Source organism: Amycolatopsis rhabdoformis (assembly GCF_035918295.1).
Taxonomy (GTDB): Bacteria; Actinomycetota; Actinomycetes; order Mycobacteriales; family Pseudonocardiaceae; genus Amycolatopsis; species Amycolatopsis rhabdoformis.
On record NZ_CP142149.1, the window covers coordinates 9,914,042 to 9,929,095 of the forward strand.

The following is a 15,054-nucleotide window of genomic DNA, read 5'->3' on the forward strand; positions in this document are numbered from 1 at the left end:
GCGAACTCAGCGGCCATGTCCGCCGCACTGTCCGGCGCGGTCGACCTGTCCGCGCTCAAGGCCCGGGCCGACGCGTCCCGGAGCCAGCCCCCCGCACCGCCCGCGGGTGGGGCACCGGCCGGAGGCGCCGCGCCGCCGTCCGACGTGATCCTGGATGTGACGGAAGCCACGTTCCAGGCCGACGTCGTCGAGCGGTCGCTCAACCAGCTCGTGCTCGTCGACCTGTGGGCCGACTGGTGTGGCCCGTGCAAGCAGCTCAGTCCCGTGCTCGAGCGGCTCGCCACCGAAGCGGCCGGCGCGTGGGTGCTCGCCCGCGTCGACGTGGACGCCAACCCGCGCATCGCGCAGCTCTTCGGCGCCCAGTCGATCCCGACGGTCGTCGCGGTCGGCGGCGGCCAGCCCGTGGACGCGTTCTCCGGCGCTCTGCCGGAGCCCGAGATCCGCAAGTGGCTGGACGCGCTGCTCGACGCCCTGCGCGACAAGCTCCCCGGCATTCGCGCCGCCGAGGACGTCCGCGGCCCGATCGAGGAGCCCGAGGACCCGCGCTTCACCGAGGCCGAAGAGGCCTTCGAGCAGGGTGACTTCGCCGCCGCGCAGGCGGCTTACGAGCGCATCCTCGACGCCGAGCCCGCCAACGAGCTGGCCAAGAACGCCCTGGCCCAGGTCAAGTTCACCGCCCGCGCCGAAGCGGCCGACCCCGACGCCCGCACGAAGGCCGACGCCGACCCGGCCGACCTCGACGCGCAGCTCGCGGCCGCCGACCTCGACATCGCGGAGCAGGACGTCGACGCCGCGTTCACCCGCCTGATCGACACCGTCCGCCGCACCGCCGGCGACGACCGCAACCGCGTTCGCGAGCACCTCGTCGCCCTGTTCGAGCTCTTCGACCCGGCCGACGAGCGCGTGATGAAGGCCCGCCGCAACCTGGCGAGCGCCCTGTTCTGAGCTGTTCCCCACGAATGCCCCTGGCCTCGGCGGCCGGGGGCATTCGCCGTTCCCCAGCCCAAAGATCTTCACCGGCTAACCTCGGTCGCGTGAGCAGCCTGCGTGGCAGAACCGCCCTCGTCACCGGCGCCGGCCGCGTCCTCCCTGTCGACCTCGGCGAGCCCGAGCAGGTCACCGCTCTCCTGCACCAGCTGGGCCAGTCGACGTCTTCGTCGAGCTCTTCGACCCGGCCGACGAGCGGGTGATGAAGGCCCGCCGCAACCTGGCGAGCGCCCTGTTCTGAGCTGTTCTCCCACGAATGCCCCCGACCCCAGCGGCCGGGGGCATTCGCCGTTCCCCGGCCCAAAGATCTTCTCCGGCTAACCTCGGTCCGGTGAGCAGCCTGCGTGGCAGAACCGCCCTCGTCACCGGCGCCGGCCGAGGACTCGGCCGAGCCCTCGCGCTGGGCTTGGCCGAGCGCGGCGCCGAAGTCGTCCTCGTCGCCCGGTCCGAGGCAGAGCTCGCGCACACGGCCGAGCTCGCCACCGGAGCCACCCGCGTCCTCGCCACCGACCTCGGCGACCCCGCGCAGGTCGCCGCGCTCCTGCACCGAGTCGGCCCGGTCGACGTGCTCGTCAACAACGCCGCCGTCACCAGCCCTGTCGGTGCGACCGCCGAGGTGGACCCGGCCGAGTTCGCCGCCGCGATCGCCATCAACCTCACCGCACCGGTCACGCTCACCCTCGGCGTGCTGCCCGGCATGCTCGCCCGAGGCTGGGGCCGCGTCGTGAACGTGTCCAGCGGCGTCACCGCGCACCCGGGCGCGCTCGTCGGCGGCAACGCCTACACCACCACCAAAGCCGCGCTCGAAGCCCACAGCCACAACCTCGCCGCCGAGCTGGCGGGCTCCGGCGTGACCGTGAACGTCTACCAGCCGGGCATGGTCGACACCGCCATGCAGGCCGCCGTCCGCGAAGACCGCGGCCTCACCGAACCGGTCCGTCGCGGGTTCGTCGACGCCTACAAAACCGGCGTGCTGATCTCCCCGGAAACCTCCGCCCGAGGGCTGCTCGACCACTTGCCGGGCGACGACAACGGCGCCACGTGGATCGCGCCGGGCTTCTAGCCGTACTGCTTCGAGCAGACCGAGGACCCCTCGAGATACCCGCGCCGCAACGACTCCACCCGGTCGAACCCGCTGTCGGGCCGCTTGCCGTTCACGTCCGCCGACACCAGGCCCTGCGGCCGCAGCAGGTCGGCGATCGCCTCGTCGAGGTCGCCGGCCGAGAGCCGCAGCGAGCCCGGCCGGTTCGTGAACGCCGCCCAGGCCCCCACGAGGCACGACGTGCGCAGCCCGGCGTTCGGGTTGTCCAGCGACGCGCCGACCCCCTTCTGGATGCCCAGCGCGTACCGCGAAGCCACCTCCGCGAACGCCGCGAAGTCACCCAGCCCGGTGCTCTGTTCGCCGGCCGCCTCGGCCTCTTCGTCCACGGGCTGCGCCAGCTGCGTGAGCTGCGCGACGTCGATGTTCACGGTGTTGTCCGCCGGGCAGTACGACGCGGGTGGCGTGGCCGGTCCGCCCGAACAGCTGCCGTTGCCGGGCACGATCTCCGGCGCCTTCACCCCGGCCCCGCCGAACGCCGAGTCGAGGCTCTTCTTCAGCAGCGCCAGCGTGTCGTCGGAGATCTTCGCGTCGCCCTTGCCGGTGTCGCCGCGGTCGAACGGCCGCTCGGTGAGGCGGGCCTGCACGTTCTGCGCGTTCATGCCCGCGCACTCCTTCGGGCCCTTCTCGAACCCGGCCTGGAACGCGAACGTGCGGTCGAACGCCGTGCCGTGCGCCTGCCGGTCGGTGGCGCTCGTGCCGGCCTGGTCACGGATGAAGAACATCGCGGCCATGATCTGGTCCAGGCCCTCGGCGGTCGAGACCTGGTAGTACTTGCTCTTGCCCTCGGCCACCCAGCGGAAGTAGCTGCCCGCGAAGCAGTCGGCCTGCTGCTCCTTCACCACGCTCGGCGTGCTCTGCGTGATGCCGGCCTTCGGCCCGAGCCGGTACTGGATCGCGTGGCCGAACTCGTGCGCCAGCACGGTGACCACCGACATGGGCCCGAACCGCTGGCGCAGCATCGGCAGCAGCACGCCGCGGTCCCACGCCACCGAGTCGTCGGCGGAGCAGTAGAAGGCGTTCACGAGCTTCTTCACACTGCCGCACGCCGTCTGCTCGGTGTCGGTGCGCGAGTCGTAGGACAGCAGCGAGGTCACGGGCCGGAAGTCCAGCCCGAAGTCGGCGGGCAGCGCTTCGCCCCAGAACGCCTCGACGTCGGCGATCGCGGCCGTGGCGAGCTGGTCGTCCTGGCCGCCCTCGGCGTTCTTCACGGTGAGGCCCGGCTTCGGCGCGCCGCTCTTCAGGCCGCTGTCGAAGTGGGTCACGGGCAGGCCCGCGACGTTGCCGGCCCCGGGCGTGACCGGCCCGGCCGAACCGGTTCCGCACGCCGCCGCGCCCAGCGCGGCCACCACCGCGAGCGCCAGCAGCGCTCCCCCTCGCCTCTTCACGCCCGGGACCCTACCCAGCGCGAGTGCCCCGTGTGAGCGTTATCCCCGAACGGGTCACGCGCGCACCGGGCCCGGGCCCGATATGGTCGCTGACCATGCGTGCTGTCCGCCGGTTCACCGTCCGAGCCAGCCTGCCGGAATCGCTCGCGGGCCTCGGTGCGCTCGCGACGAACCTGCGCTGGACGTGGCACCCACCGACTCGCGACCTGTTCGCGTCGATGGACGCCGAGCTCTTCAACGCCATCCGCGACCCGTTGCGGATGCTCACCGCGCTGCCGCCGGAGCGGCTGCGGGAGCTCAGCGTCGACGAGGACTTCCTGCGTCGCACGCACGAGGCCGCCGCCGGGCTCGAGCAGTACCTCACCGAGCCGCGCTGGTACCAGCGCCGCACCGACGAAGGCCTGCCCGCGGCCGTCGCGTACTTCTCGATGGAGTTCGGCGTCACGGAGGCCCTGCCCAACTACTCGGGCGGCCTGGGCGTGCTCGCGGGCGACCACCTGAAGGCGGCTTCCGACCTCGGCGTGCCGATGGTCGGCGTCGGCCTGCTCTACCGATCGGGGTACTTCCGCCAGAGCCTCTCGCTCGACGGCTGGCAGGTCGAGCACTACCCGGTGATCGACCCCAACGCCTTCCCGCTCGAGCTGGTGACCGAGGGCGGCCACGCGGTGCTCGTGGAGGTCGCGATGCCGGGCGGGCGCACGCTGCGCGCGCAGATCTGGCGCGCTCGCGTGGGCCGCATCCCGTTGCTGCTGCTCGACACCGACATCGAGGCCAACGACGAGGACCTGCGCCCGGTCACCGACCGGCTCTACGGCGGCGACGCCGACCACCGCATCCGCCAGGAGATCCTGGCCGGGATCGGCGGGTTCCGGGCCGTGCGGAAGTTCTGCGAGCTCACCGGGCACCCGCAGCCGAACGTGTTCCACACCAACGAGGGCCACGCCGGCTTCCTCGGCCTCGAACGCGCCCGCGAGATCATCCAGGCCGACCGCCTCGGCTTCGACGAGGCGCTGCCGGCCGTGCGCGCGGGCACGGTGTTCACCACGCACACGCCCGTGAGCGCCGGCATCGACCGCTTCCCGGTCGACCTGGTGCAGCGCTACTTCTCCGATGGCCGGCTCGTGCCCGACGTCGACGTCCGCCGCGTGCTGCAGCTCGGCGCCGAGGACAACCCGGGCCTGTTCAACATGGCGCACATGGGCCTGCGCCTGGCCCAGCGCGCCAACGGCGTCTCGGAGCTGCACGGCCGCGTCACCCGGCGCATGTTCTCCCGCCTGTGGCCCGGGTTCGACGACGACGAGGTGCCGGTGTCGTCGATCACCAACGGCGTGCACGGCCCCACGTGGGTCGCGCGCGAGCTGAGCGCGTTGCTGGGCGGCAACCACGACGAGTTCGGACACGAGGGCCGCACGCCGGGCAGCTCGCTGCGCGACGGCGTCACGGACCAGCAGCTGTGGGAGCTCAGACGCGAGCTGCGGGAGAAGCTCGTGGCCGAGGTGCGCCGCCGCGTGCGGGCCGCCTGGATGCAGCGCGGCGCGTCGGCCCTGGAGCTGGGCTGGACGGAGCGCGTGTTCGACCCCGACGTGCTCACCGTCGGCTTCGCCCGCCGCGTGCCCACGTACAAGCGGCTCACGCTGATGCTGCGCGACCCCGACCGCCTGCGCGCGCTGCTGCTCGACGAGAAGCGCCCGATCCAGCTCGTGATCGGCGGCAAGTCGCACCCCGCCGACGAAAACGGCAAGCAGCTGATCCAGCAGATCGTGCGGTTCGTCGACGATCCCGCCGTGCGCCACCGGATCGTCTTCCTGCCTGACTACGACATGTCGATGGCCCGCTACCTGTACCGCGGCTGTGACGTGTGGCTCAACAACCCCGTGCGGCCGCTGGAGGCGTGCGGCACGTCGGGCATGAAGTCGGCGCTCAACGGCGGCCTCAACCTCTCCATCCGCGACGGCTGGTGGGACGAGTGCTACGACGGTTCCAACGGCTGGGCCATCCCGACCGCCGACGGCGTCACCGACCCGCTGCGCCGCGACGACCTCGAAGCCGCCGCGCTCTACGACCTGCTCGGCCAGCAGATCGCGCCGCTCTACTACGACACCGACGCCTCGGGTGTCCCGTCCGGCTGGCTGTCGATGGTCTGGCACACGCTCGAAACGCTCGGCCCGCGCGTGCAGGCGTCCCGCATGGTGCGCGAGTACGTGGATTCCGGCTACCTGCCCGCGTCGCGCATGGTCGCCGCGGCCGTCGAGAACAATTACAGCGGCGCCCTCTCGCTGGCCGACTACCGGACCAAGCTCGAGGTCTCGTGGCCGCGCGTGCGGATCTTCGACTCGGAGCTGCTCTACGACCACTCCTCGCGGCTCGTGGTCGGCACCGAGGTCACCGTGCGCGCCCGTATCGACCTCGCGGGCCTCGATCCGTCCGAAGTGGACATCCAGGCCGTGGTGGGCCAGCTCGGCGACGGCGACGAGCTCACCGACACCGTCACCGTGCCGATGCGCGAAGACGGCATCGGCGCGTTCGCCGCGTCACTGCGCCTGCCGCGGGCGGGCTCGGTGGGCTACACCGTGCGGGTGCTGCCGAAGCACCCGCTGCTGGCGAGTCCGGCGGAGCTGGCACGGGTGGTCCTGGCCTGATGAGGGACCTGGTCGCCCCTGCCACGCGGCTGCATCGGGCCTGGCTCGAAGCCCACGCCGAATGGGGCCCCGGCCTCCACGAAGACGGCTTCGGCCTCGACCCGACCGACGACGTCGTCTCCCCGGCCGGCTTCGCGGCCTTCGTCGCTCGGCTGACCGGCGAGGCGCCCCACGTGATCTACCGCTGGCTCGTCGAAGACGGTCAGGTTCTCGGCGGCATCGCCCTGCGCCACGGACCCGCCGACCACGTGTCCTGGGCCGGCCACCTCGGCTTCGGGATCCGCCCGACAGCCCGACGGCGCGCGCTGGCCGCGTGGGCGCTGCGCGGCATGCTCGACGAAGCGCGCGCCGGCGGCCTGGACCGCGTGCTGCTCGTCTGCGAACCGGGCAACAGCGCGTCGGCCAAGACCATCGAACGCGCGGGTGGCGTCTTCGAAACGACTCAGGACACCAGGTTCGGCCCCTTGCAGCGCTATTGGCTCGACCTCGCCGAGCCGGCGGGGTGACGGGCGGATCGCCCGGTCACGCCCGCCGCGCAGGTGTCCTTCCCCGGGCTCAGGGCACCGCCGGCGACCCACCGGGCACCACCGGCAGCCCCGCTTCGGCCCACGCCCGGAACCCACCCGCGAGATCCGTCGCGTTCTTCAACCCCAGCCGCTGAAGGTCCGCCGCGGCGAGGCTCGACGAGTAACCCTCGTTGCACATCACGATCGCCGTCGTGTCAGTTGTCACACCGGACAGCCGGAAGTCGCTGTCCGGTGCGAGCCGCCACTCGAGGTGGATCCGCTCCACGACCACGGCGCCGGGGATCTCACCCTCGGCGGCGCGGTTGGCGTGCGGGCGGATGTCCACGATCAGCGCGCCCTGCGCCTGCAGCGAGGCCGCGCGCGCCGGCGCCACGCGGTCCAGTGAGGACCGGGCGCCGGCGAGGAAATCGTCGATCGAGCTCATCGCCCGAGTATGACCGGCAGCGGCGGGATCCGGTTGGGCACGTCGGCCAGGGTCGAGTACTCCCGTGTGGGCACCAGCGGCGGCGAATACGCGTGCACGCTCGCGGCCGGCCGGTCGCCGAGCCCGGTGACCTGGTGCGCGCGGCCGGCGCCGAAGCCGATGCCCTCGCCCGCCGAGTGCGTGCGGCGGCGGATCGGCCCGCCGGGATAGCGGTATTCCTCACCGAGTTCGCCCTGCAGCACGGTGAACGAGCCGGCCGCGCCGCCGTGGTCGTGCGGCTTCGTCCGCTGGCCGGGCAGCCACGACAGCAGCCACAGCTCGAGCCCGTCGGTGAGCGCGAGGCGCGCCCACCAGCGGCCGTCCTCGTCGAAGCGCAGCACCTCGCGCAGGCTCGACGTGAGCTCGGTGGTCACGGTTTTCGTGAGATCGGCCAGCTCGCGCGGGGTCCACAGCAGGCGGTCGGGTTGCACCAGCTGCGGCAGCAGGGGATCGGCGATCCGGGGGTGGATTTCGAAGTCGGGACGGGTGATCGACGTGGTCAACGCGGGTGCTCCTCAGGCAGGGGTGACGGCTGGCGAACGGCACAGCGCGGCACCCCGTGATGCTGAAAAGCGCTCAGCTCAGCCGGCGGGCCGCGCCCGCGTACACCCGCTGGAAGCCACGAGGAGCAGGTCGATCGTGCGCCGGCGCCAGAACGAGCCCCGGGCTGCGGGGACGGCTGCGGACGAGGACCTGGACACGCCATCGATCGTGCCACAACCCGCGCTTTGTACGCTTCGTCGTCTCATCCGCTGGACCCTCGCGCGGTGTCAACCCCGGGCGGGTGCGGACGCGCGCGCGTGGGCGGCCACAATGGGCTTGTGAGCGAGCCGAGCCTGCCCAGCGACCTTGACGACCTCGTGGTGCGGATGTCCGGTGTCGGCGTCCGCCGCAGCGGAAACGACCTTCTCGCGGACCTCGACTGGAGCGTCGAACTCGACGAACGGTGGGTCGTGCTCGGGCCCAACGGCGCGGGCAAGACGACCCTGCTGCGGCTGGCCGCGGCGGAGCTGCACCCCACCGCCGGCACCGTCGACCTGCTCGGCGACCGCATCGGCCGAGTCAACATCTTCGACCTGCGCCCCCGCATCGGCTTCACCTCGGCCGCCATCGCCCAGCGCATCCCGGGCGACGAGCTCGTGGAAGACGTGGTGGTGAGCGCCGGCTACGCCGTGATGGGCCGCTGGCGCGAGGCGTACGACAACCTCGACCTCAACCGCGCGGCCGAGCTGCTCGGCACGCTCGGCATCGCGCACATGGCGAAGCGCACCTTCGGCACGCTGTCCGAAGGCGAGCGCAAGCGCGTGCTGATCGCGCGTTCGCTGATGACGGACCCGGAGCTGCTGCTGCTCGACGAGCCGGCCGCGGGCCTGGACCTCGGCGGCCGTGAGGACCTCGTGGCGCGGCTGTCCGACCTCGCGATGGACCCGGACGCGCCGGCCATGGTCCTCGTCACCCACCACGTGGAGGAGATCCCGCCGGGCTTCACCCACGCGCTGCTGCTGCGCGACGGGCACGCGGTGGTGGGGGGCCTGATGGACGACGTGATCACGAGCGAGAACCTGTCGAAGACGTTCGACCAGGACCTGGTGCTCCAGCGTTCGGGCGAGCGGTTCTTCGCCCGCCGCCGGTAGGTTGTCCTTACCGACCGGTAGCGTTCCGGCAGTTCGTCAACGAGGAGGAAACGGCGTGGGAGAGTTCGTCAACCTGGAAGTTGAAGGCGGAGTCGGCACGATCCGGCTGAACCGGCCGCCGGTCAACGCGATCAACAACCAGCTGCAGACCGAGCTCGCCGACGCCGCGCGCGAGGCCGCGAACCGCGAAGACGTGCGCGCGGTGATCCTCTACGGCGGCGAGAAGACCTTCGCCGGCGGCGCGGACATCAAGGAGATGGGCAACCGCACCTACCCGGAGATCTCGAAGTTCGGGGCCGAGCTCACCGCGTCGTGCTCGCTCGTCGCGGCCATCCCGAAGCCGGTCGTCGCGGCCATCACGGGCTACGCGCTCGGCGGCGGCCTGGAGCTGGCGCTCACCGCGGACTGGCGAGTGGCGGGCGACAACGTGAAGGTGGGCCAGCCGGAGATCCAGCTCGGCATCATCCCGGGCGCCGGCGGCACGCAGCGCCTCGCGCGCCTGATCGGGCCGAGCAAGACCAAGGACCTGGTGTTCACCGGCCGGTTCGTGAAGGCCGACGAAGCGCTGAAGCTCGGCATCGTCGACGAGGTCGTGGCGCCGGACGACGTGTACGCCGCCGCGCACAAGTGGGCCGCGCAGTTCGCCAACGGCCCGGCCGTGGCGCTCAAGGCCGCGAAGACCGCCATCGACTCGGGCCTCGACGTCGACCTGGCCACCGGCCTGAAGATCGAGACGCAGCTGTTCACCGCGCTGTGGGCCACCGAGGACCAGAAGAACGGCATGAAGTCCTTTGTGGAGAACGGCCCCGGCAAGGCCGTTTTCGAGGGGAAGTGACCACCGTGTCCGACCCGGCTCCGAACCCGCACGCCACGGAAGACGAGGTCAAGGCGGCCTACGCCGACCCCAAGCTCGCCAACGTGCTCTACCACGACTGGGAAGCCGGCACGTACGACGAGAAGTGGTCGATCTCGTACGACGAGCGCTGCATCTCCTACGCCACCGACGTGTTCAACGCCGTCGCGGGCGAAGACGGCCAGCCCTACGGCCACGCGATGGAGCTGGGCAGCGGCACCGGGTTCTTCCTGCTCAACCTCATGCAGGGCGGCGTCGCGAAGAAGGGGTCCGTCACGGACCTCTCGCCCGGCATGGTTCAGGTCGCGCTGCGCAACGCGGAGAAGCTGGGCCTCGACGTCGACGGCCGGGTGGCCGACGCCGAGCGGATTCCCTACGAGGACAACACTTTCGACCTCGTGGTGGGCCATGCCGTGCTGCACCACATCCCCGACGTGCGCCAGGCGTTCGGCGAGGTGCTGCGCGTGCTGAAGCCGGGCGGGCGGTTCGTCTTCGCGGGCGAGCCGACCAAGGTCGGCGACTTCTACGCGCGCAAGCTGGGCCAGATCACGTGGTACCTCACCACGCGCGTCACGAAGCTGCCGGTGCTCAACGGCTGGCGGCGGCCGCAGTCCGAGCTGGACGAGTCGTCGCGGGCGGCGGCCCTGGAAGCCGTGGTGGACATCCACACCTTCGACCCGTCGGAGCTCGAGGCGATGGCGCGTGGTGCGGGTGGCCAGGACGTGCGCGCGGTGACCGACGAGTTCTCCGCGGCGCTGGCCGGCTGGCCGATCCGCACGTTCGAGGCGGCGGTGCCGGCGGAGAAGCTCACGGTGCGGTGGCGCCTGTTCGCCTACCACCTGTGGCTGCGGCTGTCCGCTTTGGACAAGAAGGTGCTCTCGAAGGTGCTGCCGCGTGGGCTGTTCTACAACGTGATGATCACCGGGACCAAGCGGCCGTCCTGAATTGGCTTACGGTTTCTCGCTCGACGACGTCGCCTTCCTGCGCTCCGCCGCGGGACGGGCGGCGCTCGCCGAGTGCGCGGCGCTGCCGCTCACGGACGCTTCCCGCATCACCGACGTCGCCGCCGTACGCCGTGCGGTGGGGGAGCGGTTCGCGGCCGCGGTGCTGGAAACGGTGGTGCTGCGGCGGAAGTCCGCGCTGAAGCTGGCCGATGCGGGTTCGTGGCTGTTCACGGGTGACGCGCTGCAGCAGGCGAGCGCGACGGCGGTGGCGCGGCACCGGGCGTCGCGGCTGGCGGGCCGCGCGGTGCACGACGTGACGTGCTCCGTCGGGGCGGATCTGGTGGAGCTCGCGCGGGTGGCTTCGCGGGCGCTGGGGTCCGATGTGGACCGGGTACGGCTGGAGATGGCGCGGCACAACGTGGTCGCGGCCGGTGTTTCCGCCGGTGTGGTCCAGGCCGACGCGCTGCGTCCGGTCAGCCGCGACACGGTGGTGGTCGCCGACCCGGCCCGGCGTGACTCGGCCGGACGGCGCACGTGGAAACCGGCCGACTTCCTGCCGCCGCTGGACGAGCTCGTCGCCGCGTATCCGGGACGCGTCCTGTCGGTGAAGTGCGCGCCGGGCCTGGACTTCGCCATCGCGCCGTGGGCTTCGGAGGTGGAGCTGGTCTCGCTCGACGGCGCCGTGCGGGAAGCCTGTCTCTGGCGGGGCCTCGACACGAGCGTCTCCCGCCGGGCCACGGTGTTGCGTTCGGACGGTACTCAGTGGACGGTCGTCGACACCGATCCGGACGAGCTGCCGGCTTCGCCGCCGGGGGAGTGGATCATCGACCCCGACGGTGCCGTGGTGCGCGCCGGCCTCGTCCGGCACTACGCGGCGCGCCATGGCCTGTGGCAGCTCGACGAACGCATCGCCTACCTCACCGGCGACACCCCGCCGCCGGGCGTGCGCGCCTTCCGGGTGCTGGAGCACGGACCGTTCAGTGAAAAATCTCTGCGCGCCACGCTGAAACGCCTCGACGTGGGCCGGCTGGAGATCCTCGTGCGTGGTCTCGACATCGACCCGGACGCGCTGCGCCGCCGGTTGAAACCACGCGGGGCCGCCGAGTCCACTGTGGTGCTCACGCGCATCGGCCGGTCGCCGGTGGCCTTCGTCTGCCGCGCCGAACGCATTCCTTCGGAGGGTTCTCTCCACGCGTGAGGTGGCGTAGATTCCGGGCGCAGTTAACCTGACGTTCATGTTGGAGGGGTCGCCGTGTCTCGTTTTCCCGTCCTGTTCAAGCTCGCCGCCGCCGCGGCGATCGGCGCCACTGTCGCGGGTGGCGCGACCGCGCTGGCCGGCTCCGATGCCGTGACCGCGGCCCACGGGCGGGAGCCGGCGAACATCGGCCAGGTCAAGAACGACGTGAAGGCCTACTACGGTGACTACCTCGACGCGTCGGGCAAGCACCACTTCTCGGAGACGAGCCGCTTCGCCACCGACACCCAGCGCGTCGTCACGGACGCGAAGCGTTACCTCACGCAGAAGCTCGGCAAGGTGAAGAACCCGGCGATCGTGCTCGACGTCGACGACACCTCCGAGGTCACCTACGGCTGGGAGGCCGACAACGACTTCGGCTTCGACCCCGTGAAGCAGCAGGCGGCGATCGACAACGGCACGTTCGTGGCCAACAAGCCCGTGCTGGAGCTGGCGAACTGGGCTTCGCAGCGCGGGGTGAAGATCTACTTCCTCACCGGCCGCAGCACTCCGCAGGGGCCGCAGTCGCTGAAGAACCTGGCCAATGAGGGCTACCCGGCCCCGGCCGGCGCGTTCTTCAAGCCGGCCGGCACCGCGCCGGACTACCTGCCGTGCGGCCTGACCTGCACCACGATCCAGTACAAGTCGGGCACCCGCGCCCACATCCAGGCCACGGGCGCCCACATCGTGCTCAACCTCGGCGACCAGTTCAGCGACCTCGAGGGCGGGTACGCCGACCGTCCCGTGAAGCTGCCGAACCCGATGTACTACCTGCCGTGACGGCCGCCGCCCCGGGTGTCCGGTGTGGACACCCGGGGCGGCGTCGGGTCAGCCGTTGTACCCGGCGAAGATCTTCGAGAACTCGTAGGGCTGCTGCGAAACGTTGGTGCAGCGGTAAAGCGCGCCGTTGCACGCGTTGGCGTCGCGGCCGGCTTCCCAGAACGCCAGCATGCCCAGGTGCACGCCCTTCGCGAAGTTCACCACCGCGGTGGCGTCCTTCTGGTAGAAGATCTCGTTCTGGGAGTCGTTCACGCCCAGCATCGGCGTGAGCCCCACCTTCTTCCACGCGGCCGCGTCCGAGAGTCCGAAGATGGACTTGAGCTGCGCCTGGGTGGCCTTGGCGGCGGAGATCGCCTTGGCGCCCTGGTCGCCCGCGCCCTGGTAGTAGTCCATGGCCATCACGTTGACCAGGTCGAGGTTCACGCCGGCCGCCTTGGCCGCGTTCACCACGCCGAGGCCGTTGCTGTCGAGGCCGTTGGGCAGCACCGGCAGCGTCAGCGAGATCTTCAGGCCGGGGTTGTTGTTCTGCACCGTTTTCAGTGCCTGCGACCGCCGCTGGATCGACGCGGTGTCCGCCACGGCCGCACCCTCGATGTCGAGGTCGATGTACTTGAGGCCGTACGCCTTCACCACCGCGTCGTACTCGGCCGCGAGCGCGGACACACTGCTGCACGCCTGCGCCAGCTCAATGCCCGACGCACCCCCGAACGACACCTTCACGTCGCCGCCGCCCGACCGGATCTTCGCGATCTCACTCGCCTGCCACGCCGCGCGCGGGTCGTAGGCGTTGAACCAGCTGGCCTTACAGCCGGCCCCGGTCACAAACCCGAGCGTGAACCCCTTCACGCCACTCTTCGCCGACATCGCCGACAACACCGGCGTCGGCCACGCCCCCATATCCACATAGGGCGCCACGGGCACCGGCGAACCGGCCGCCGCCACCCCCGCCTGCGCCGGCGCGGCCACCCCAGCGGCCACAGCCAGCACACCTCCAAGGGCGACCAGCAACTTTCGGGGAGAGGGAAGCTTCATCGGTGGAACCTCCACAACGGGGACCGGGGAACGGGAAACTCTTGTCCAAATGGTATAGACCAATAATGTGAGTCGGGCCATAGGCCATTCGGATGTGTCCCGCCCACCGGGCACCCTTCGCTGTCCACGCGCCAGTGTGTCCGTGTGGCTCGTTTCTGCTGCTCCAGGCTTTGTGGGGTTCCCTTCGCTGCCGCTGCAACAGCGCGGCAGAATTCTTCGCTCGCGGGCACTCAGGGTCCGCCTCGCACCCATGCGCCGCTGCGACGAGGTCCCGCGACTCCTTTGCTTGGCCGTTCGTCCCGCGCTTCCGCAACCGTGGTCCGACGTTCTGGCGCACTCCGGGTCTGTCGCACCCCAGTGCCGCCGCGACGAGGTCCCGCGACTCCTTTGCTTGCCGCTCGTCCCGCGCCTCCGCAACCGCGGCCCGACGTTCTGGCCCACTCCGGGTCCGTCGCACCCCTGCGCCGCCGCGGCTCCTCGTCGCTCGGCGTTCGTCGCGCGCCTCGGCAACGGTGTCTCGAGATTCTGCGGCCCCCGGCCACTCAGGGCTTACCGAGCGCCTGCGTCGCTGCAGTGAGCTTCCGCGACTCGTCATCGCTCGGGTTCGTCCCGCGTCGCTGCGGCAGCGCAGCGAGGTTCTGGCGCTCGCGGTCGCTCAGCGTTCGTCCGCATTTCTATGGCAGTGCCGCGAGGTTCTCCCGCCGGCGCTCGCCCCGGCTCCGGGGCGGTGGCTCGGCGATCTTCTGCGCCTCGTCGGCGGCGACACCGGCGACGGGCGCAGCACCGCTTCGTCGGCCCCGTCGGGGGGGGCGAAGCCGCGACCTCCCGTGTCAGAACTCTGATCAGGTCGCCTGATCCAACGTCGTGACCTGGTCCCGTTCGGGGTTCGCCCCGCGCCGCGGCACCAGGTGGCGAGGTTCTGCTGCTCCGGATCACTCGGCCGCTCCGGGGCACTCAGGTTTGCCGTGCACCTGTGTGCCGGCGCCGCGAATGTCGGCGGCTCCGGGGCGCTCGGGCTTGTCGCGGAACTCTGCGCCACCGTGGCGAGTCTCGTCGCTCCGCTGTCACTCGAGGTTCGACGCACACCTCTGCAGCAGCGCAGCAAGGTTCTGCCGCTCCCCGTCATCCAGCCCGTCGAGCATCCGCTCTTCCGCTTCGCCCACAACCTTCTCCGCCGCCTGCAGGTGCGCCTTCCCTGCGCGGGTGAGGGTCACCGGCCGCGCCCGCCCCACCGTCGCCTCCTCGGCGACCTCCACCAGCTTCGCCTTGGTCAACCCGCCCAACACATCCCGCAACGACTGCCTCGTCACGAAACACCTCCGAGCCACCTCCGCGGCCGACGCCCCGGGCCGATCCGCCAACGCCCGCAACACGGCGTACTGCGACATCGACAACCCCATCGGCCGCAACCCCTCGTCGCACACTTGCCGCAACTCCACCTGCACCCGCTTCACCAGGTACCCAGGCCGCCCGG

Annotated in this window: 15 protein-coding genes; 10 read left to right on the forward strand and 5 right to left on the reverse strand. The window is 71.3% G+C overall.

The features are described 5' to 3' along the window. The first annotated feature begins 15 nt into the window (after positions 1-15). The 3 genes from VSH64_RS46170 (at position 16) to VSH64_RS46180 (ending at position 2,050) form a co-directional block, all read left to right on the forward strand. Positions 16-945, forward strand: coding sequence for a tetratricopeptide repeat protein (locus tag VSH64_RS46170; protein ID WP_326569057.1), 930 nt, complete (start codon positions 16-18; stop codon positions 943-945). 89 nt (positions 946-1,034) lie between these two features. Next, complete coding sequence (locus VSH64_RS46175; protein ID WP_326569058.1) at positions 1,035-1,190, forward strand: hypothetical protein; 156 nt, start codon at positions 1,035-1,037, stop codon at positions 1,188-1,190. A 128-nt stretch (positions 1,191-1,318) separates the two neighbouring features. Further along, positions 1,319-2,050 (forward strand): SDR family NAD(P)-dependent oxidoreductase, encoded by a 732-nt coding sequence (locus tag VSH64_RS46180; protein ID WP_326569059.1) that lies wholly within the window; start codon positions 1,319-1,321, stop codon positions 2,048-2,050. Here VSH64_RS46180 and VSH64_RS46185 read toward each other — a convergent pair. After that, a complete protein-coding gene (locus VSH64_RS46185) occupies positions 2,047-3,474 on the reverse strand; it encodes a neutral zinc metallopeptidase (protein ID WP_326569060.1) in 1,428 nt (475 codons plus the stop codon). The two genes, VSH64_RS46180 and VSH64_RS46185, sit on opposite strands and share 4 nt — an antisense overlap. A gap of 95 nt (positions 3,475-3,569) precedes the next feature. On the opposite strand from VSH64_RS46185, the gene glgP reads away from it, so the two are divergent. Then, the gene (gene glgP, locus VSH64_RS46190) at positions 3,570-6,113 is read left to right on the forward strand and encodes an alpha-glucan family phosphorylase (protein ID WP_326569061.1); all 2,544 of its coding nucleotides are present in this window, start codon (positions 3,570-3,572) and stop codon (positions 6,111-6,113) included. Next, positions 6,113-6,619, forward strand: a complete 507-nt coding sequence (locus tag VSH64_RS46195; protein ID WP_326569062.1) for a GNAT family N-acetyltransferase — start codon at positions 6,113-6,115, stop codon at positions 6,617-6,619. Before glgP ends, VSH64_RS46195 begins: the two co-directional genes overlap by 1 nt. Positions 6,620-6,668: 49 nt before the next feature. On the opposite strand, the gene VSH64_RS46200 is transcribed toward VSH64_RS46195, so the two are convergent. After that, positions 6,669-7,064 carry a rhodanese-like domain-containing protein gene (locus VSH64_RS46200; RefSeq protein WP_326569063.1) on the reverse strand — a complete coding sequence of 132 codons (396 nt, stop codon included), beginning with the start codon at positions 7,062-7,064 and terminating at the stop codon, positions 6,669-6,671. Next, positions 7,061-7,606 carry a cysteine dioxygenase gene (locus VSH64_RS46205; protein WP_326569064.1) on the reverse strand — a complete coding sequence of 182 codons (546 nt, stop codon included), beginning with the start codon at positions 7,604-7,606 and terminating at the stop codon, positions 7,061-7,063. The genes VSH64_RS46200 and VSH64_RS46205 overlap by 4 nt, the downstream gene beginning before the upstream one ends. Positions 7,607-7,924: 318 nt before the next feature. Between VSH64_RS46205 and VSH64_RS46210 the strand changes: the two genes are divergently transcribed. From VSH64_RS46210 to VSH64_RS46230, 5 genes are read left to right on the forward strand one after another with little or no spacing between them, the layout of a single operon-like run. Continuing rightward, a complete protein-coding gene (locus VSH64_RS46210) occupies positions 7,925-8,737 on the forward strand; it encodes an ABC transporter ATP-binding protein (RefSeq protein ID WP_326569065.1) in 813 nt (270 codons plus the stop codon). Between the two features lie 55 nt (positions 8,738-8,792). After that, the gene (locus tag VSH64_RS46215) at positions 8,793-9,572 is read left to right on the forward strand and encodes an enoyl-CoA hydratase/isomerase family protein (protein WP_326569066.1); all 780 of its coding nucleotides are present in this window, start codon (positions 8,793-8,795) and stop codon (positions 9,570-9,572) included. Beyond that, positions 9,569-10,534 (forward strand): class I SAM-dependent methyltransferase, encoded by a 966-nt coding sequence (locus VSH64_RS46220; RefSeq protein ID WP_326569067.1) that lies wholly within the window; start codon positions 9,569-9,571, stop codon positions 10,532-10,534. The genes VSH64_RS46215 and VSH64_RS46220 overlap by 4 nt, the downstream gene beginning before the upstream one ends. A gap of 1 nt (position 10,535) precedes the next feature. After that, on the forward strand, positions 10,536-11,732 hold the full coding sequence (locus VSH64_RS46225; protein ID WP_326569068.1) for a class I SAM-dependent methyltransferase: 1,197 nt from the start codon (positions 10,536-10,538) through the stop codon (positions 11,730-11,732). Positions 11,733-11,786: 54 nt separating this feature from the next. Beyond that, the gene (locus tag VSH64_RS46230; protein WP_326569069.1) at positions 11,787-12,548 is read left to right on the forward strand and encodes an HAD family acid phosphatase; all 762 of its coding nucleotides are present in this window, start codon (positions 11,787-11,789) and stop codon (positions 12,546-12,548) included. Positions 12,549-12,596: 48 nt separating this feature from the next. On the opposite strand, the gene VSH64_RS46235 is transcribed toward VSH64_RS46230, so the two are convergent. Together VSH64_RS46235 and VSH64_RS46240 are read right to left on the reverse strand one after the other, a co-directional pair. Beyond that, positions 12,597-13,526 carry a chitinase gene (locus VSH64_RS46235; protein WP_407655612.1) on the reverse strand — a complete coding sequence of 310 codons (930 nt, stop codon included), beginning with the start codon at positions 13,524-13,526 and terminating at the stop codon, positions 12,597-12,599. Positions 13,527-14,644: 1,118 nt separating this feature from the next. Beyond that, positions 14,645-15,034 (reverse strand): MarR family winged helix-turn-helix transcriptional regulator, encoded by a 390-nt coding sequence (locus VSH64_RS46240; RefSeq protein WP_326569071.1) that lies wholly within the window; start codon positions 15,032-15,034, stop codon positions 14,645-14,647. Positions 15,035-15,054 lie beyond the last annotated feature (20 nt).